At 69.4% G+C, this 18,164-nt stretch carries 14 protein-coding genes and 2 pseudogenes; 9 read left to right on the top strand and 7 right to left on the bottom strand.

Annotated features, from left to right (window positions below):
• The first annotated feature begins 42 nt into the window (after positions 1 to 42).
• From DDP54_RS00635 to DDP54_RS00625, 3 genes are all read left to right on the top strand, one after another.
• Complete coding sequence (locus tag DDP54_RS00635; protein WP_109130103.1) at positions 43 to 1,005, top strand: sugar ABC transporter permease; 963 nt, start codon at positions 43 to 45, stop codon at positions 1,003 to 1,005.
• Positions 995 to 1,819 (top strand): carbohydrate ABC transporter permease, encoded by an 825-nt coding sequence (locus DDP54_RS00630; RefSeq protein ID WP_109130102.1) that lies wholly within the window; start codon positions 995 to 997, stop codon positions 1,817 to 1,819. Before DDP54_RS00635 ends, DDP54_RS00630 begins: the two co-directional genes overlap by 11 nt.
• Positions 1,820 to 1,901: 82 nt before the next feature.
• Positions 1,902 to 3,506, top strand: coding sequence for a cellulase family glycosylhydrolase (locus DDP54_RS00625; RefSeq protein WP_109130101.1), 1,605 nt, complete (start codon positions 1,902 to 1,904; stop codon positions 3,504 to 3,506).
• Positions 3,507 to 3,661: 155 nt separating this feature from the next.
• Here DDP54_RS00625 and DDP54_RS00620 read toward each other — a convergent pair whose 3' ends face one another.
• On the bottom strand, positions 3,662 to 4,876 hold the full coding sequence (locus DDP54_RS00620; protein ID WP_242448129.1) for an aminotransferase class I/II-fold pyridoxal phosphate-dependent enzyme: 1,215 nt from the start codon (positions 4,874 to 4,876) through the stop codon (positions 3,662 to 3,664).
• 593 nt (positions 4,877 to 5,469) lie between these two features.
• Between DDP54_RS00620 and DDP54_RS00615 the strand changes: the two genes are divergently transcribed.
• Positions 5,470 to 5,724 (top strand): nuclease, encoded by a 255-nt coding sequence (locus DDP54_RS00615; RefSeq protein WP_109130099.1) that lies wholly within the window; start codon positions 5,470 to 5,472, stop codon positions 5,722 to 5,724.
• Positions 5,725 to 5,804: 80 nt separating this feature from the next.
• Here DDP54_RS00615 and DDP54_RS00610 read toward each other — a convergent pair whose 3' ends face one another.
• The 3 genes and pseudogenes from DDP54_RS00610 to DDP54_RS00600 all read right to left on the bottom strand — a co-directional run.
• Positions 5,805 to 6,212, bottom strand: a complete 408-nt coding sequence (locus tag DDP54_RS00610; RefSeq protein ID WP_109130098.1) for an aldehyde dehydrogenase — start codon at positions 6,210 to 6,212, stop codon at positions 5,805 to 5,807.
• Positions 6,213 to 6,339: 127 nt separating this feature from the next.
• Positions 6,340 to 6,803 (bottom strand): annotated as a pseudogene (locus tag DDP54_RS00605) (hypothetical protein).
• Positions 6,803 to 6,985 (bottom strand): annotated as a pseudogene (locus DDP54_RS00600) (hypothetical protein); the annotation flags it as partial. The pseudogenes DDP54_RS00605 and DDP54_RS00600, both read right to left, overlap by 1 nt.
• Positions 6,986 to 7,094: 109 nt before the next feature.
• Here DDP54_RS00600 and DDP54_RS00595 point away from each other — a divergent pair.
• The 4 genes from DDP54_RS00595 to DDP54_RS00585 all read left to right on the top strand — a co-directional run bounded on the left by DDP54_RS00595 (position 7,095) and on the right by DDP54_RS00585 (position 12,997).
• Positions 7,095 to 7,829 (top strand): dienelactone hydrolase family protein, encoded by a 735-nt coding sequence (locus DDP54_RS00595; RefSeq protein WP_109130097.1) that lies wholly within the window; start codon positions 7,095 to 7,097, stop codon positions 7,827 to 7,829.
• A gap of 258 nt (positions 7,830 to 8,087) precedes the next feature.
• Positions 8,088 to 11,891 carry an Ig-like domain-containing protein gene (locus DDP54_RS00590; protein WP_242448128.1) on the top strand — a complete coding sequence of 1,268 codons (3,804 nt, stop codon included), beginning with the start codon at positions 8,088 to 8,090 and terminating at the stop codon, positions 11,889 to 11,891.
• 220 nt (positions 11,892 to 12,111) lie between these two features.
• The gene (locus DDP54_RS18045) at positions 12,112 to 12,255 is read left to right on the top strand and encodes a hypothetical protein (protein WP_158274421.1); all 144 of its coding nucleotides are present in this window, start codon (positions 12,112 to 12,114) and stop codon (positions 12,253 to 12,255) included.
• 115 nt (positions 12,256 to 12,370) lie between these two features.
• On the top strand, positions 12,371 to 12,997 hold the full coding sequence (locus tag DDP54_RS00585) for a dihydrofolate reductase family protein (protein ID WP_109130095.1): 627 nt from the start codon (positions 12,371 to 12,373) through the stop codon (positions 12,995 to 12,997).
• A 129-nt stretch (positions 12,998 to 13,126) separates the two neighbouring features.
• Here the strand turns inward: DDP54_RS00585 and DDP54_RS00580 are convergent, their stop codons facing one another.
• The 3 genes from DDP54_RS00580 to DDP54_RS00570 all read right to left on the bottom strand — a co-directional run bounded on the left by DDP54_RS00580 (position 13,127) and on the right by DDP54_RS00570 (position 15,474).
• The gene (locus DDP54_RS00580) at positions 13,127 to 13,651 is read right to left on the bottom strand and encodes a DUF427 domain-containing protein (protein ID WP_109130094.1); all 525 of its coding nucleotides are present in this window, start codon (positions 13,649 to 13,651) and stop codon (positions 13,127 to 13,129) included.
• A gap of 240 nt (positions 13,652 to 13,891) precedes the next feature.
• A complete protein-coding gene (locus tag DDP54_RS00575) occupies positions 13,892 to 14,965 on the bottom strand; it encodes a ScyD/ScyE family protein (RefSeq protein ID WP_109130093.1) in 1,074 nt (357 codons plus the stop codon).
• A 260-nt stretch (positions 14,966 to 15,225) separates the two neighbouring features.
• A complete protein-coding gene (locus DDP54_RS00570) occupies positions 15,226 to 15,474 on the bottom strand; it encodes an SCO4226 family nickel-binding protein (RefSeq protein ID WP_109130092.1) in 249 nt (82 codons plus the stop codon).
• 265 nt (positions 15,475 to 15,739) lie between these two features.
• On the opposite strand from DDP54_RS00570, the gene DDP54_RS00565 reads away from it, so the two are divergent.
• Entirely contained in the window at positions 15,740 to 17,992 is a 2,253-nt protein-coding gene (locus tag DDP54_RS00565) for an MMPL family transporter (RefSeq protein WP_242448127.1), read from the top strand.
• Positions 17,993 to 18,164 lie beyond the last annotated feature (172 nt).

Genomic DNA, 18,164 nt, shown 5'->3' with positions numbered 1-18,164 from the left:
CGGCGCGACCCCTGGCTCGCCGACCCCAAGGTGAGCACCCCCATGACTTCGACCAGCACGGTTGCGCCCCCGGGCGCTGCCTTCCCCCGGGTGCGCCGGCCACGACGTCCGGCCGGCCCCGTCAGCCGACGGCGCGGCGCCGTCGTGCCCTACGCCTTCGTCGCGCCCGCGTTCTTGTTGCTCCTGGCGTTCGGGGTGCTCCCGATCCTCGTGGCCGCCGTGGTCAGCACCACCAACATGAACATCTCCGGACTGGCCGACTCGAGCAACATCCGCTTCATCGGCGCGGCCAACTACACCCGACTGGTCCAGGACCCGGAGTTCTGGCATGCGCTGACCAACACCGGGCTGTTCGCGCTGGTGGGTGTGCCATCGATCCTGGTGGTGTCCCTGGGTGTCGCGCTGCTCCTGCACCGCAGCGACAGCGGGTTCGCTCGGGCGCTGCGCGCCTTCTACTTCATGCCCGCGATCACCGCGATCGTGGCAGTCGCGTTGGTGTGGGGCTACCTCTACAACAGCCAGTTCGGCCTCTTCAACTACCTGCTGTCACTCGTGGGGATCGGCCCGGTGCCCTGGCTCTCGTCGCCGACGGTGGCCAAGTTCTCCGTGGCCCTGGTGGCGATCTGGCGTGCCACGGGACTGAACATCATCATCTTCCTCGCGGCGCTGCAGGGAATCCCGAAGGAGTACCTCGAGGCCGCCGCCATCGACGGCGCCAACGAGCGTCAGAGGACGCTGCGGATCACCATCCCGCTGCTCCGTTTTGCGATCTTCTTCGTGACGATCACCACGGTGATCAACTGGCTGCAGTTCTTCGACGAGCCGTACGTACTCACCCAGGGCGGACCCGTCGGGGCCACGACATCGATCTCGCTCTACATCTTCCAGCAGGGCTTCCGCTACAACCAGTTCGGCTTCGCCTCGGCCGGCTCCCTTGTCCTGTTCGTCATCATCGCGGTCGTCACGCTCGTCCAGCTACGCCTGAGGAGAAGCGATGTCGACTAGGCCTCCTCGCGCGTCGCGCGTCACCACCAATGTCGCGCTCCTGCTGGGGGCGCTGCTGACCTCGCTGCCGTTCTTCTGGATGATCTTCAGCTCGGTCAAGCCCCGCAAGGAGTCGGTCGCCCACCCGCCGTCGCTGCTGCCGAAGCACCCGACGCTGGAGTTCTTCGGGCAGCTGTTCACCCAGCTGAACTTCGGCCAGTACCTCGCCAACACCCTCGTCGTGGTCGCGATCGGCTTCGTCGGGATGTTCCTGATGGCCATGGCCGGCTACGCGTTCGCCAAGTTCCGCTTCAAGGGCCGCGGCCTGATGTTCGCGACGGTGCTCGCCACGATGATGATCCCCGCGCAGGTCACCATGATCCCGACCTACCTGATCCTCAACTCCGTCGGGCTGACCAACACGCTGCTCGGGATCGCCCTGCCGACCCTGGTCGGCGCGTTCAGCATCTTCCTGTTCCGGCAGTTCATGACGACGATCCCCGACGAGGTCCTCGAGGCCGCGCGCATCGACGGCGCCGGAGAGCTGCGCATCTTCGTGTCGATCGTGCTCCCCATGTCCAAGCCGATCCTGGCCGTGCAGACGGTGCTGACCTTCATCGCCGGGTGGAACAGCTTCCTGTGGCCGCTGGTCATCGCCAACGACCAGAGCAAGTACACCCTGTCCGTCGGGCTCGCCCTGCTCAACCAGCAGGTCTCCACCAACCCGTCGCTGCAGATGGCCGGAGCAGCGGTCATGGTGATCCCGATCTTGCTCGTCTTCATCGTCTTCCAGCGCCACATCGTCCAGGGGTTCACCCTCTCCGGCCTGAAATGACGACCCTCGCGGCTCCCACGCACGACGTGGGCGGGTCGCGCCGCGCCCGACGACCCCTCGCCCACGCCCCAGGAGCCACCTCATGACCCGTTCTGCCGCCACCGCTGACCGCTTCGACGGATACGTCCATGCCGACGCCGGTCGCCTGGTCGACGGACAAGGACGCCGGTTGATCATGAGGGGAGTCGGCCTCGGCAACTGGCTGCTGCCCGAGGGCTACATGTGGGGCTTCACCGGCGGCCCGCAATCACCGCGGCAGATCGAGACGCTCATCACCGATCTCGTCGGTGACGAACGCGCGCAGCGCTTCTGGGTGGACTTCCAGGACTCGTTCGTCACGGAGGCCGACATCGCGCGCATCGCGGCGGACGGCTTCGACCACGTCCGACTCCCGATCAACTCGCGCATGGTCATGGACGACGCGGGGCAGATCCTTGCTCGCGGCATCGCACTGATCGACCGGACGATCGAGTGGTGCCGCGGGCACGGCCTGTGGGTCGTCCTGGACCTGCACGGCGCCCCGGGCGGCCAGACGGGCACCAACATCGACGACTCACCCCGCGGGCGCCCCGAGCTCTTCGAGGACGACACGTACCGCACCCAGACGATCGCCCTGTGGCGCGTGTTGGCCGAGATCTACGCGGGCGAGACCGTCGTGGCCGGCTACGACCTGCTCAACGAGCCGCTGCCGAACGAGTGGCAGGACATCTACCCCGACCGTCTCGTCGACCTGTACCGCGAGCTGACCGCAGCTATCCGCGAGGTCGACCCTGACCACCTGATCATCTACGAGGGCACCCACTGGTCGACCAACTGGTCGATCTTCACCGAGACGTGGGACCCCAACTCGATGTTGCAGTTCCACAAGTACTGGTCCGCTCCCGACCTGCCCAGCATCGCGGGCTACCTGGACGTCGGTCGCCGACTGGGCCTGCCGATCTACATGGGCGAAGGAGGGGAGAACAACACCGACTGGCTCCAGACCGCCTTCCAGCTCTACGAGGACCAGTCCATCTCCTGGAACTTCTGGCCCTGGAAGAAGATGGCCACCCTCACCTCGCCCTGCTCAGTGCGGCCTCCGGAAGGGTGGGACGCCATCGTCGCCGCAGGCGCAGGCACCGCCGCAGCCCCGTCTGCTGACGATGCGTGGGCCACGTTGACCGCCTTGATCGACGCGATGCAGATTGAGGAGTGCGACTACCGGCCCGAGATCGTCAACGCCCTCATGCGCCGCGCGCCACTCCGACTCCCGTCGTCCGGGTTCACGTTCTGCGGGCCGGGGAAGTCCTACTCCGCGCATCACGGCGTGCCGCTCCGCGGCTTCAGGTCCGACGACGCGGTCACTCTCCGGGTCGCCGACGAAGCCGAACCCGACGAGCTGCCGTTCCATCACACGACAGGGACGCCACGCTCGGACCGCGAGGAGTTCAGCGTCCTGCTCGAACCAGGAGACTGGGTCGCCTACGAGATCAACACCACCACCGAGGTGCGGCACGACGTCCGACTCCTCGCCTCGAGCGTCGGAGAGCCCGGACTGTGGGTCGACGGTGTTCGCATCGCGGTGATTGCCGATGATGAAACCGGGAGCTGGACGGGCCAGGGCGTTCGGATGGACGTCGGCGGTCACGAGGTCCGGATCGCCGCAGAGGCGACCAGCCTCACGCTGCGAGGCCTCATCGTTCGCTGACCCCGCCAGCTGCCTGCTCGTGAACGAGCTGGTCGGCGTGCGCGTGATCGCGGCTGGACAGACGACTAGCAAGATCGGGCTCAAGCGCGGCGGGTCGTGGTGACGATTCATGGCCATCACTCGGTATCAGCCGTAGGTGAGCCACCAGGATGAGATCACGCACGTCCGGACGCCAGGCGGCGAACCGCCTCGCGCACGGTCGCCTCGCGCTTGACGAAGGTGAATCGCACGTACGAGCGCAGAGTGTCCGACGTCTCGCTGCCCGGCTGGCAGAAGGCCGTCGCGGGGATCGCCACGACACCGGCGAGCTCCGGGAGCCGTCGGCAGTACTCGATCGCGTCGTCGTAGCCGGCCGGTCCGGCGTCGGCGAGCAGGAAGTAGGTTCCGTGGGAGCCGACGGGAACGAGCCGCGCAGCGCGGAGCCCGTCGGAGAGCAGGTCGCGCCGTGATGCGAGGGAGGCTCGGAGCGCTGCGACGTAGCGGGCTGCCTGTCCGTCGCGGTCGTCCAGCGCCGTCGCGACGGCATGCTGGAAGGGGCCGCTGGTCACGAAGGTGAGGAACTGCTTGACGGTGCGCACGGCGCTGACCAGCTCGGCCGGTCCGTGCACCCATCCCACCTTCCACCCGGTCAGGGAGAGCGTCTTGCCCGCCGATGACACGGTGAGCGTCCGGTCTGCCATGTCGGGCAGCGTGGCGATCGGCACGTGCCGCACGCCGTCGTAGGTGAGGTGCTCGTAGACCTCGTCGGTGACGACGATCGCGTCGTGTGCGATGGCTGCCGCGGCGATCCATCCGATCTCTTCCGCCGTCAGGACGGTGCCGGTGGGGTTGTGCGGCGAGTTCAGCAGCACCAGTCGGGTACGCGGCGAGAAGGCCGTTGAGATCCCCGATGCGGTCGGGCGAAAGCCGGTCGGTCCGGCGCGCAGGGGGATGGTGCGGTGCACCGCACCAGCCAGGGCGATCACTGCGGCGTACGCGTCGTAGTACGGCTCGAGTGTGATGACCTCGTCCCCTGGGCCGACGAGTGCGAGGACCGTCGCCGCGAGGGCTTCGGTTGCGCCGGCGGTGACCAGCACCTCGGTGTCCGGGTCGACGGTCAGTCCGTAGTGTCGCTCCTGGTGGGACGCGACCGCGCGACGTAGGGCCGGAAGCCCGGGACCCGGCGGGTACTGATTGAGGCCGGCTGGATCGTCGGGACCACCCCGGACGGCCGCGGCGGCCAGCTCGCGCAGGAACTCGGGTCCGTCGTCGTCGGGGAAGCCCTGTCCGAGGTTGAGCGCGCCGGTCCGCTGCGCCAACGCCGACATCTCCGTGAAGACCGACGCGGCCACGACGCCGTCTGATCCCAGCAGCCCGGTGGCACGTGCCACCCGGTTCCATGGCCCGTCCGTCGCGCGATGGCGTGCGGTCGGCTCACCTCCGGTCAGCCGCTGGGTCGTCATCGAGAGGACCGGGTCGGTGTGGCCGCGACGATGCGGTGACGACGTGACATGAAGGGCGCGGACTGCATGGCCTTGATGATGTCAAGGCGCTTCGTGATCGCCAAGCAGCGTGATCGCCAAGCAGCGTGATCGCCAAGCAGCCGACCGATGGGGGATCGCGACAGTGACGTTCGCCGCGGGCTGCGCCCTCCGGTGCCGAACGCGGCTGCCGCAAGATTGTGCGGGCCGTCACACGTCCATCCTGCGAGAAGGCGTTGACCGCATGCCGCACACCCCCGCACAATCGACGGGTGCCTACCGACCGCCTCGTGACCGACGCACCGCTTCTCGCGGCGCGTCTCGAGGCCCTGTCGACGCACCGCTCCGCGTGTCGAATGTGTCGTTGACGACCCAGCCCTCGTCGCCCACCACCTGAGCTCGTCGCTCCAGGTTGGGTCGTGACGGGGCCACGCGCCCGTCAGACACCCCCTCACCGCTGCTCAGAACAGCCTGCGGTGAGACCCGACACCAGGAGCCACACCGTGCCCAACCGCATCCGCATCGACGTCCTGCCGATCCAAGAAGTCGTCGCCAAGGCATCCCCGCGCGCCTGGCGCGACGGGGTCGTCACTCACCGGGAGCAGGGCGTGCTGACCGTCGCCCTGCTGGACGGCGCATGGTGGACGCTCGCCACCCGAGCCGACCTGGCTATCGGGGAACCGGTAGCGGTCCACCCGGTTGCCGAGCTCGTTGCGGCTGGCCCAGCCTGGTACGCCGCGCGACCCGTCGAGGCGTAGGCGCGGCGACGCGCAGCTCCGCGCTGACGCCCCCGCTCCAGCCTCCGAGGGGCGCGAGGACGGCTCCCTTTCCCGGTGCCTCAGCCCTTCATCGAGGCCATCATCCGCGTGCACGAGTCGACCATCGCCCGGCACGCGGAGGCGCAGATCCGGCAGTGCTCGGACATGGCCGCGTGCTGGTCACACTCAGCGGCGCAGGCTTCGCCCATGGCCATGCAAGCAGTCATCATCGGGCCCATCGCGGCCATGTCCATGCCGGCCGGACGCATCAGCATCCGCATCATCGCCGTCGCGACGTCCGCGGTGTTCATGCACATCGACGCGCACCGACCCATGCCCTCGCCCGCGCAAGCGTCGGCGCACATGGTGGCTGCCATCGCCGCCGCCGAGCACGTATCCATGCACTCCATACACAGGTCCATGTCCATCGTCATGCCGGCCATCTCGGGCATGGACATCGACTTCATCATGTCCGCCATCATGCTCATGTCATTGCCACCTCTCGCTCCGGGCACCGCTCTGGTCGTTGTGACGCTACGCGCACCCGAGCCAGCGCACCAGGGAGGTCGGACTCGGCTCACGCCCCGACGGTGCGACCCGACGGTGCGAGCGCTGTCACCGCTCCCGGACTGTGTAGGTCAAGTGGGTCACCCGCTGCGAGGGCTCCGAACGGACCTGCTCCAGGGCCACGCGGCCCGTGTCGACGCCCTCGAACAGGCGGATCCCGCGCCGAAGAGCACGGGGGAGAGCGCGATCGAGAACTCGTCGACCAGGCGGGCGTTCAGGTACAGCAGGATCGTGTGGAACGGCGCCTCGGCCGGCCACGCATGCTCGCCGGCGTCGAACATGCGCTTGCCCATCACGCTCGCGCCGGTGCGCTCGAACGTCGCCCGCAGGATGTCGTTGTGGCGTCCTTCCTCGCCGCCCTCGCCGAGGTTGAGGTTCTCCCGGAAGAACCGCTGTGGGAACACCCACTGCTGCAGCTCCATCCACTGCTGGCCCATCAGGTCCTCGAGGGACTCGGGCGCGATGAACCCGTCCAACGACATCGACACGCTGAAGAACACCGTGGCGGCCATCAGTCCTCCACTCCCTTCCGAACGAGCTCGGTGACGTAGGTGGCCAGGTTGCTCAGGGTCTGGCGGCCGCCCTCGATCGCGTGGTATTTGGCGACCGCCTCGTCGCGCAGCTCCGTCGTCGGGAACACCGTGCGCATCTCGATCCGGGTCGCCGCGCCGTCGGGCGCGAACGTGAGGACCGAAATCGGTCGCAGCGGAGTTGCGGTGCCGGTGGCGAGGGCGTACCGAGCGCGCCGATGAATGCCTTCGTTTGGGCGACCCGGATCAGTGGGGGAGTGCCACGATGTGGCGATGAGCGGCCTTGAGTCCTGGACGCGTGGCAGCCACACGGCGGGCGACGTCACGCACGCCACCTACCGCAAGGGCGTCGGCCCGGGGGTCGTCGTCATCCATGAGGTCCCGGGCCTCACACCTGAGGTCCTGGCCTTCGCCGACGAGGTCGTCGGGCGGGGCTTCACGGTGGTCCTGCCGCACCTGTTCGGTGACCCGGGCGCCCCGGCGTCCACGGGGCGCATCGTCAAGTCGATCGCCCAGGTGTGCGTGAGCCGGGAGTTCACCAAGCTCAAGGCCGGAGTTGCCTCGCCGGTCACCGAGTGGCTGCGGTCCCTCGCGCGCAGCCTCCACGCCGAGCTGGGTGGTCCCGGGGTCGGTGCGCTCGGCATGTGCCTGACCGGCGGGTTCGCCCTGGCGATGATGGTGGACGACGCCGTCGCCGCGCCGGTGGTGGCCCAGCCGTCCCTGCCGGCCGCCCTCGGCCGCGCGCGCGCCGGTGACCTCGGTCTGAGCCCGGCGGACCGAGAGACTGTTCGGCGACGGGTGGCCGAGGGCTGCCCGGTCCTGGGGGTCCGGTACCGGACCGATTCCGCCACCGGCACCCGGTTCGACACCCTCACCAGCATGCTCGGGGACGGCTTCCTCACGGTCGAGCTGGAGGGAAAGGGCCATGCGACTCTGACCGCCCACCGCGCCCAGGTCGCGGTCGACCGCGTCTTGGACTTCTTCGACGAGCGGCTCAAGCCGAGCTGAACCTGCCCGCCGCCGCGTGCACCGACGCCGTGATCGATGCCAAGGCGTGACGCGGCACCGTGGGTCGCGTGTGCGCCCGGCTCGGCGCAGTCGCCTGTCGTCAGCGCTAGCATTCGCCGAAACGAACAATTGCGAACATATTGACAAGGTTCCGGTCGAGGACGAACATAGCAGCGCGCTCCGCAGGGAGAAATGTGATCGATGGTGATCGATTCTCGGAGCGGTGAGTGTCCCCGTCATCGACGACAGGAGAGACCTGTGCATGCCTCCCACGCGACCGCGCCGAACGTCCCCGGCTCGAGGCTCTGGCCCCCGCCCCGGCGACGGGTGGGGGTCGGCGCCGCCATCGCTGCAGCGGTGCTCCTCAGCGGATTGCAGGGCGCGCTGCCGATCTCGGCGGCCCCGGCGTCGGCGGCCCCGCTCGTGGCGGCGGTCGACCCCGCGCCGGTCGTCGTCGGCGTCGACGCGAACCAGATCGCCGCGAGCAACGTCAACGGCCTGACCTTCAAGGGCTTCGGCGTGCTGTCCGCGAACAGCACCAGCGCCTTGCTCATGGACTACAAGGCGCTGCAGCCGGCGGCCTACGCGCAGCTGCTCGAGGTCCTGTTCGGCGGGACGCACCCGATCATGACCACCGTCAAGATCGAGATGGGCGACGACCGCAACACCTCGACCGGCCCCGAGCCGGCCACGATGCGCACTGCCGACGAGGTGGCCAACGTCGCCCGCGAGCCCGGCTTCCAGCTCGCCGCGGACGCCAAGAAGTACAACCCGAACCTCAAGGTCGACATCCTCCGGTGGGCGGCGCCGACCTGGGCGAACACCAACGACAAGATCTACACCTGGTACAAGGACACCATCCTCGCCGCGTACCGCCACTACGGGTACATGGTCGACTACGTCAACCCCGGTGTGAACGAGACCACGCCCAACCTCGCGTGGAGCAAGCAGTACGCGAACCTCGTCAAGACCGACACCACGGGCTACGTCAGCGCCGACCCCACGCTCGCGGGCTTCCGACCCGGCGAGGCCGACCTCTACCACCAGATCAAGGTCGTCATCTCCGACGAGTCCGGACTGGGCAGCTTCGGCGACGACATGGTGGCGGACGCCACCCTGCGTGACGCCGTGGCGGCGGCCGGCTACCACTACACGACCGCGGACACGAGCGCGAAGGACTTCACGAAGCTCGCCGATCAGTACGACAAGGAGGTCTGGAACAGCGAGGCGCAGGCGACGTTCTCGAACTCGTCGTTCCGGCCCAACAACAACACCGCCGACCCGACGGTGGCGGGCACCGGGATCGGCGGCGTCGGGGGACCTCTGGAGATGGCGGTCACGGCCGTCAAGGGCTTCGTCGACTCACGCCGGACCACCTTCATCTACCAGCCCGCCATCGGCTCCTTCTACGAGGGCGGCCAGTACTCCTACAAGGAGCTTGTCAGCGCCCGTGACCCGTGGTCGGGCTGGATCCACTACGACGCCGGGCTGGCGGTGCTGCAGCACTTCAGCGACTTCGCCGTGACCGGCTGGGAAGACTCCACCAACACCGCGGGGATCTGGCGGGCGGTTCCGCAGGCGAGCGCAGCCGGGGCGACAGGAACCAACCCCGTCAACGGGCGCAACGGCTCGGCGAACTACATGACCCTCGCCGCGCCGGACAAGAGCGCCTTCTCGACCGTCGTCGTCAACGACTCCGAGTACGCGAAGACGTACAAGATCACGCCGCAGAACTTCACCTACGCTGCGGACACGTCGTTGCACGTGTGGGAGACGCGGGCGGCCGACGCCGGCGAGGCAGTCGACGCGAACTACAAGCAGCACGTCGCCGACGCGCTGGCGGATGCGGACGGCACCTACACGGTGCAGGTCAAGCCGTACTCGATCGTCACGGTGACCTCGCTCGACGTCACCGGCGACGGCAGCTGGACCACTCCGCTGCCAGTCGAAGGCCAGCGCACCGTTCTCGACGCCGATCCGGCCCACGGCATCCTGTGGTCCGACGACTTCGACTACTCGGCCAGGACCGTCCCGGTGATCGCGGCCGGCGGTGGCCTGTCCGGCCAGACCGAGCCGTTCATCGCCTCGCGCGGAGGAGACCAGGGCGCCATCCCGCTGTACACCTGGGATCGCAACGGCGGCTTCGAAGCGTTCAAGGCCACCGACGGCAACTACGTCCTGCGCCAGCAGATCGACCGGACCGCGACGGGTGTGGGCGCCGCGTGGAACAGCGGCGACCCGATCACCGGCATCGGTGACCTGCGTTGGACCAACTACCGGGCGAGCGTGGACGTGCACTTCGAGCGCGGCGTCGCGGCCGACAACTACGCGGCGATCGGCGCCCGGTCGACCGGGGGTTCCAGCTCCAACCAGCTGAGCGGTACGCCATACTCGTTCCGACTGAGCTCGGGCGGCACCTGGCTCTTCCAGCGGCTCGGCTCGACGATCTCCACCGGTTCACTCACCGGGTTCGACGCCACCGCCTGGCACCACCTGACGATCCAGGTGGCGGGCAGCCAGGTGACCGGCTTCGTCGACAACCAGCAGGTGTTCACCTGGACCGACACGGCGCCGTACCTCTCCGGCCGCGTCGACCTGGCGAGCGGGTTCTACTTCACCGACTTCGACAACCTCACCATCGAGCAGCTGCCCGGCTACCAGCCGTACTACAGCGAGTACCTCGACAACCTCGAGATGAACGACCTCGCCGACCCGCCCGCCACCAAGCTCGTCTACACGGGGTCCTGGAAGCACGCCAACGGCGGCGGCATGTACGAGTACCAGCGCTCGTCGTCCATCAGCCAGGCCACCGGCGCGACCATGAGCTACACGTTCACGGGCTCGGGGATCGACATCGTGGGGACCGACGACGGCAGCGCCAAGCTCGACGTCGACGTCGACGGCCGGCTCGTGGCAATCAACGCCACGACCCGATCGTCGACGAGCTATCAGCAGACCTTCTCGCTGCGCGGCCTGCCGTACGGACCGCACACCGTGACGCTCTCCGTCATGGCGGGCAAGCTGTGGGTCGACGCCGTGGGCGTCGTCGAGACCAGACCGGCCGTGCCGGCGGACGCCTCGGCGCTGAACCAGGCGCTCGTCGCCGCCGAGCAGATCAAGCGGAACGGCGACTTCACCGACACCGACTGGACGCTGCTGAAGACGGACATCTCCCTGGCCCGTCGAGCGGTCGTCAAACCGGCGGTCTACGGCTTGGACGCAGACGGCGCGGCGCAGCTCGTCGCCCGTCTCCAGGCTGCCTCCTACCCGCTGTCCAACCGGATCGTCTCGTTCCCGTCCACCTGGGTCGCCACGTGGACGGGGCAGGCGCCCGCGCTGCCGGGCACGCTGGACGCGACGCTCACCGACGGCAGCACCAAGGCGGTGCCCGTGACGTGGAGCGTCTCGGGGGTGGACTTCGGCCAGTCGTGGTCGTCGGTCAGCGTCACGGGTACCTACGGCGCGGCGACGACGGTCGCGCACGTCGAGGTCGTCCCGCAGGGGCTGACGTACTTCGCGGACGTCAACGGGACGGTGACGAACACCACCAGCAGCAGCCACCTCGGCTACGACTCGCCGGCCTACCTGGCCGTCAAGGCGCTTGCCGGCGATGCCTTGCTCAACCAGGCTCCGGACCAGGTCTACGAGAACGGCGCGACGTGGGGCTCGTGGGCCCAGGACGCGTCCGGGAACCGCAACCTCCAGTACAAGGGCGTCGTCGCCGGCGACTACAGCAAGACGACGACGACCGGCCTGTACACGGCGAACCAGGTGGGCGCCTTCGACGCCTTCACCTTCACGCTGCCGGCCGGCCGCTACACGATCGCCGCGGGCAGCTACTCCTGGTGGGCGAGCTCGAGCCGGACCTACGACGTGTTCCTCGACTACGACGGCACGAGCCACAAGGTTGAGCCGAGCGTGACTCTCGACACGTCGACACCCGGCAGGGTGCTCAGCTACGACCTCACCCTGGCCGATCCCGGGACGGTGCGCATCCGGCTCCAAGCCACCAACTCCCAGTCGCCCATGCTCTCCTGGGCAGCCGCGGTGAAGGACGCCTAGCCCCGTCCGCCATGAACCGCGGCAGTCCTGGGCAGTGCCCGCAGCCCAGGACTGCCGCAGAGCGGGTGGGAGCCGCTCGCGTGGCAGGAAGGTCCGGCTGAGGCGTCGGTGGCTGAGGCACTGGCGACGAGCACTTCCAGCGGGCGCGCAGCCGAGGGCAAATCTAGGATCGGAGGAACGGTCCAGCTGGCCGCGAGGCATCGACATGAGAGGGATCGCCATGAGCGAGAGCATCGACGACACGCCGGTCGCTGACGACGACGTGGAAGAGACCCTGGCCGATGAAGAGTCCGTTGAGGAGGCCGCGCGGTCCTTGCCGGAGGTCGGCTCCGACGACGACCCAGGAAGCATGATCAACCACTGACGTCGTGGCAGGAGCATGAAGTCGTGGCAGGAGCATGAAGACGTCCAGCTCGATCGCTGGACGGGGGACAACGCTCGATCGGTCGCCCACAGCGAGGACCAGCAGAGGAGAAGCCATGGGCCGCCTTCACATCGACCTCTTCGTCACCCTCGACGGTGTCGCGCAGGCGCCCGGCGGCCCCGACGAGGACACCTCCGGCGGCTTCCCCTTCGGTGGCTGGCAGGCGCCGCTGATGGACGACGTCGTCGGCCGCGAGGTGAGCGCCGGCATCGCGGGCATGGACGCGCTGCTGCTCGGGCGCCGGACGTACGACATCTTCGCGGCGTACTGGCCGCACCAGGACGACGACATCGCCCGGCAGCTCAACGCCGTGCCGAAGTACGTCGCCAGCCGCGGGACGCCGGACCTGGGCTGGTCGGGGAGCACCCTGCTCGGCCCCGACGTCATCGCCGAGGTCCGAGCAGTGCGGGACAGGCACGAGAGCACCCACGTCATCGGCAGCGTCGACTTCGTCCAGACACTGCTCGCCGAGCGGCTGTTCGACGTGCTGACGCTCTGGGTCTACCCGATCGTGCTCGGCCAGGGCAAGAAGGTCTTCCCCGACGGCATCCGGGCATCCGGGCTGACGTTGCTCGAGCCTCCCGTGGCGGGGAGCGCGGGGGCGGTCCAGCTGCGCTACGCCCCGACGGGTACCGACCCCGCAACCGGCGACATGACCCGCGACGACGACGACGGAGCCTGACCGCGACCTCGTGTGCGCCCAGGCAGGTGTGCAACGTCTCGCTGCGGTCCGGCGGCCGCACCTCGGCCCGGTGGATCCCGGCTGCGAAGAACATGCGCGCTCCGTCGTCACCGGGTCGCCGGGCGACGCTCACCAGCCGCGAGAGCCCGGGGATCCCTTGAACGGTCCGACGACGCGCGACGTGATCCAACCGCCGTAGAACCCGCCCGCCTGCGGCTCGACCAGCTCGCCGTCGACCGTGCAGGTGAGGTCGTTGGCGTAGAGCGCGATGCGGTCGGCCAGGATCTCGTAGCCCGGCAGCGGCCTCGGGTACGTCCATCCGACCCGGGACAGGACTCGATCCCCGACGCGCACCGAGACGTAGCCGGCGACGCCCTTGTACTCGCAGACCGACGACCCGGCGTCCGCCTCCAGGACACCCGGCTCAAAGGCATCCAGCGGCAGGTAGTACACCGGCGGGTGGCTCGTCTCCAGAACCCGGACCGCATGCGTGGTCCTCGCCACGGGGTGACCGTCGAGCGTGACGACGACGATCTCCGCCGTGGGCTCGACGCGCGGCGGCCGCGGGTAGTGCCACACCGACTCCTGCCCGGGGGCGGCAGGCAGCGGGGTGGGAGTCGACCCGGGCTTCAGACCGATCGCCTCCCTCTTCATGCGTGAGCCTCCGTAGCTTGTCCGACGGCTCGAGCGTAGGCAGGGACACGCGGCGCCGCGCGTCGGGGCACCCGCTGGTGCCGGGTGCCGGCCCGGCGTCCCCGCGTCGGCAGCCTCGGTGATGACCGCTCTCCTCGACGACAGGGGCCGATGTTCCTGTCATGCCGCGGGCGCCGACCCCCGAGGGGAGGTCGGCGCTCGTAGCGTGCCACCAGCTGCGGTGCGCCCGCAGACCCGCGACTACGGCGTGAAGCTGACCACTGAGCCGTCGCCGAAGACGTTGGTCGACACGTACAGCTTGCCGTCCGACCACTCGAGTCCTGCGGGCTGCGTGAGCGTCTTCACCGCGGTCACGTCGCCGGTGCGCGGCGAGATGGCCGAGACCCGGTCCGCGAAGAGCTCCGCGACGTAGATCGTGCCGTCGGGGGCCACCGCGACGTTGGTTGCCCCGGCGAGCCCGGATGCGAGCAAGGAGAGGTTGCCCGATCGCTTGTCGAGCGAGAACACCCGGCCGTTCGCGCCGAGGCTGCCGTCCTCTGGGCCACCAGGGAGCGAGGACACGATGAGCTCCCCGTGCCGACCGACCTCCACGTCGGTGGGAACGCCCTCGAGTGCGAAGTCGTGCCCGACGACGCACGGGTCGAGCCCGAAGGCCGCCGCCGCTTCAGCGCTCACGGGCACGAGCGCGGGGGGCAGCACTGCGACGGTCCTGACGTTCCCGCGCCGGTCGACGGCGAGGATCGCGTTCATTCCGGCATCCGCGACGTAGGTCGTCCCGCGGGTCGTCACTGACCCGTACGGGTGGGAGTCCACGCCGCCCATGTGCGGCGCCAGCTCGGGCGGAAGTGTGGCCGCGCACGTCGGGTCGAGGCCCTGGAATCCGTACTCGACGGTCCCGTCGGGGTTGTTGGCGACCTCGTACGCCAGCAGGTCGACCGTCGACGTGTGCCCACGCTTGTCCATCCGGTGGAGCACCGCGCTGGTCGCCGCGCCGAGGTCGCCGCTGCGTTCGCCCCACGTGACCACTCCGTCGGCGACGGAGACGGCTGCCAGGTCGAGCCCGTTGGGGCCGACGAGGTCGGTGCTGCCGGCCTTGGTGACCTTCGTCAAGGTCCCGCTGAAGTTCTGCCCGATGTACAGCGCCTTGCCAGCCACATCGAACGTCAACGGCCCGGCGAGGTGCTCTGCGACAGTGACGGGCTCCGTCGGCCCTCCCTGGCCGTCGGTCCCCGAGTGCGCGAAGGCTGGAACGGCCCCGAGCAGGAGCAGGGCAGCCGTGGCGGCAATGGTCGAGCTGGTTCTCGCGTGCCTCATCTCATCGTCCCCAGAATGGAAGGCGGCCCCGGATGGGCCCCAGGTACCCCAAACTATGACGTAGGTCACATTTCGGTGTCTATGGTGAGGCTCACCTCATCGCGCCGGACGCTCGCGAGGCGGCGACGGGGACCGGGAGGCCGGTGGTTCCGCGTCGCACGTGCGACGGGCCCGCCGACCCCTCGATCCCCGTCCACACTCGAGCCCCGTCCACGCTCGAGCGCGCTGGGGCGACAGCGCGCTGTGACGATGGCCTTCAGCTACACCTCGACCGGCACCGGGTAGATCTCGACGGCCGGGTGCCCGGTGCGCTCGTGGATGCGCTGGACAGCTTCGGCGCTCGGCGCCTCCGAGACGCACCAGACCGTTCCGGACTCGGGGTCCCCCCACGCCTTCTGGAAGTCGACACCCTCGTCACCCTGGATGTCGAGGTCCGCCTGGTGTGCGGCCTTGAGCGCCTCGGGTGTGATGCCGGTCATCCCGTGGTGAACGTCCATGAACTTTGGCATGGCACCAACCTCCTGTTGGTTTCGCCGGCGCACCGAGTTGCACCGGTTCGTACCAGTTGTACTCCGGAGCGAGCGCCGCGGGTAGAGCGCGGGGTCGCGTCCGTCGGCGGGCACGGATGCGCCGACGACGGGCGCACACGGCGAAACGGTCGGCCTACCGCACCTGCGGTAGGACGTGGACCGCGCTGGGCTGACGACCGCCGAGGGCGCCGTCACGACGATGGATCCGACACCTTGTCCGATCCTGTCGAAAGGTCCTCCCGTGATGAACTTGGCACCGTGGTGCTCCCGGCGAAAGCGCACCGTCCTGGGTCTGTGGGTCATGTCTCTGGTCGGTCTGGTCGTCGCCATCGTGGGGATGGGCGTCCACCTCAGCGACGCGACCGACTCTCCCGCGTCGGAGTCCACGACGGCCTACGGCATCCTGGCCCAGGCCGGGATGTTCCCCGACACCACGACCGAGACCGGGAACCTCGTGTGGCACGTCGAGGGCGTGTCGGTCGACGACGCCACGGTGCAGGCCGACGTCGCCGCGATGCTGGCCGACGTCGCCGCGATCCCTGGGGTCCGTTCCGTCGCGAGCCCCTACGACGCCGCCAACCCGGCCGCGGCCACCCAGATCAGCTCCTCGACGGGGACGGCCTTCGCCACCATCACCGTCGACGAGGGTGTCGACATCGACGCCGTCTCCGCCGCTGCGCACTCCCTCGACAGTGCCTCGGCGCACGTCGCCGTCGGCGGCAAGGCGTTCTACGTGCAGCCCGGCGGCTCGCACGGGCCGGAGGGCCTGGGCGTCGTCGCCGCGTTCGCGATCCTCTTCTGGATGTTCCGGTCGAAGTGGGCCTCGATCCTGCCCATCCTCACCGGCCTCGTCGGCGTGGGCACCTCGCTGCTGGTCGTCGTCCTGGCTTCGAGCTGGACGAACGTGAGCGCGACGAGCCTGACCATGGGCTCACTGATCGGTCTGGGTGTGGGCATCGACTACGCGCTGTTCATCGTCAACCGGCACCGCAAGGCACTCATGGCCGGCAAGTCCGTCCCCGAGGCCATCGCCGTCGCGCTCAACACCTCGGGACGGGCCGTCATCTTTGCCGGCCTCACCGTCATCATCGCGCTGCTCGGCATGGTCGTCGTCGGCCTCGGCGTCCTGACCGGCATGTCGCAGGCCGCGGCGCTGACCGTCCTGTTCACCGTGGCCGCCGCCATCACGCTGCTGCCGGCCCTGCTGGCGATGATCGGGCCGAAGATCCTGTCCAAGCGCCAGAGGGCGGAGCTCGCCGACCCGACATCCGTCGCCCCCGCCACGGCCGCGGCGGGCCGCCCCGTCACGGCCGGTCGGTCGACCCGGTGGGCGTTGCTGGTCCAACGCGCTCCCCGACGCATGGCCGCCGCTGCGCTCCTCGTGGTCCTGGCGCTGGCTGCACCCGTGATGAGCCTGAACGTCGGCGACGCCGATGCGAGCGCCGATCCCGTCGGGTCGCCCACCCGTGAGTACTTCGACCTCATGTCCACGGGCTTCGGCGCCGGCTACGACAACGCGGTGATCCTGGTCGCGACGACCCCGGACGCCGCCGCGGGGGCCGCGTTCGACGCGCTCGTCGCGCAGGTCGCCTCGGTCGACGACGTGGCGAGCGTCGCCGCGGCCCCGTACACCGCGGGCCAGCAGGTCTCGGTCGCCTCGATCACCCCGGGGAGCAGCCCCCAGGCTCAGGCGACGACCGACCTGATCACCACCCTGCGTGACACGGTGATCCCCGCCGCGGAGAGCTCCTCCGACCTCCAGGTCAGCGTGACCGGGACCGCCGCGGTCAGCATGGACCTGGCGGACGCGCTCATGAGCAAGCTGCCGCTCTACCTCGGCCTGATCGCCCTGCTCGGGTTCCTGCTCCTGGCCATGGCGTTCCGCAGCATCCTCGTCCCGCTCGTCGGCGCCGTGTCGAACATCGCGACCATCGTCGTCGGCATGGGCGTGGTCACGGCCCTGTTCCAGTGGGGCTGGGGGACTGGCGTCCTGCGGGTAGGAGGGGCAGCCCCGATCATCTACATCCTCCCGGTGCTGATCGTCGGCATCATGTTCGGCCTGTCGATGGACTACCAGGTGTTCCTCGTCAGCCGCATGCACGAGGAGTGGACCCATACCCGCGACAGCGCCCGCGCCATCCGCCTGGGAGTCTCCGAGACCGGCCGGGTCATCGCGACCGCCGCGACGATCATGTTCTGCGTCTTCGCGTCCTTCGCCCTGACCGGCGAGCGGATCGTCGCCATGGTCGGCATGGGCCTGGCCCTCGCGGTCGTCGTCGACGCGTTCGTGGTCCGGCTGACCCTCATCCCGGCGCTGATGAAGCTCATCGGTGACCGCAACTGGGCCTACCCCCGCTGGGCCGAGCGGCTCACCCCGCACCTCTCCGTCGAAGGCGCGCCCGAGGCCGACGACGCGGACGACCTGCCGCTCGACGCCGCGGACGGCACCGTCTCCATGGGCGCGACGGCCAGCGGGTCCGGGCCGGCCACCGACTGAGCCCGGACGACGCCCGCAGGGCGGAGCCACCCGAACCAGCGGCTCCAGCCTGCGGGCATCCTCAGCGGCCGACGCCCGCGCCCGTCGGCCCGCGTCGTCCCAGGCCCCGTCTCGAGAGGCATGACCGTGACGAACGACGCCGCGCAGGCGCACCTGACCGGGGTGCACCACG

It is taken from the genome of Cellulomonas sp. WB94 (genome assembly GCF_003115775.1).
GTDB lineage: Bacteria > Actinomycetota > Actinomycetes > Actinomycetales > Cellulomonadaceae > Cellulomonas_A.
Note: the sequence above shows the minus strand (reverse complement) of the source record. Positions and strands in the feature narration are given on the sequence as shown.

Excerpts from the sequence above, each read along its gene's own strand:
- DDP54_RS00625 (WP_109130101.1), top strand. The coding sequence starts at position 1,902 with ATGACCCGTTCTGCCGCCACCGCTGACCGCTTCGACGGATACGTCCAT.
- DDP54_RS00595 (WP_109130097.1), top strand. The coding sequence starts at position 7,095 with ATGAGCGGCCTTGAGTCCTGGACGCGTGGCAGCCACACGGCGGGCGAC.
- DDP54_RS00610 (WP_109130098.1), bottom strand. The coding sequence starts at position 6,212 with ATGAGCATGATGGCGGACATGATGAAGTCGATGTCCATGCCCGAGATG.
- DDP54_RS00575 (WP_109130093.1), bottom strand. The coding sequence starts at position 14,965 with ATGAGGCACGCGAGAACCAGCTCGACCATTGCCGCCACGGCTGCCCTG.
- DDP54_RS00585 (WP_109130095.1), top strand. The coding sequence starts at position 12,371 with ATGGGCCGCCTTCACATCGACCTCTTCGTCACCCTCGACGGTGTCGCG.
- DDP54_RS00635 (WP_109130103.1), top strand. The coding sequence starts at position 43 with ATGACTTCGACCAGCACGGTTGCGCCCCCGGGCGCTGCCTTCCCCCGG.
- DDP54_RS00565 (WP_242448127.1), top strand. The coding sequence starts at position 15,740 with ATGAACTTGGCACCGTGGTGCTCCCGGCGAAAGCGCACCGTCCTGGGT.
- DDP54_RS00630 (WP_109130102.1), top strand. The coding sequence starts at position 995 with ATGTCGACTAGGCCTCCTCGCGCGTCGCGCGTCACCACCAATGTCGCG.
- DDP54_RS18045 (WP_158274421.1), top strand. The coding sequence starts at position 12,112 with ATGAGCGAGAGCATCGACGACACGCCGGTCGCTGACGACGACGTGGAA.
- DDP54_RS00580 (WP_109130094.1), bottom strand. The coding sequence starts at position 13,651 with ATGAAGAGGGAGGCGATCGGTCTGAAGCCCGGGTCGACTCCCACCCCG.
- DDP54_RS00570 (WP_109130092.1), bottom strand. The coding sequence starts at position 15,474 with ATGCCAAAGTTCATGGACGTTCACCACGGGATGACCGGCATCACACCC.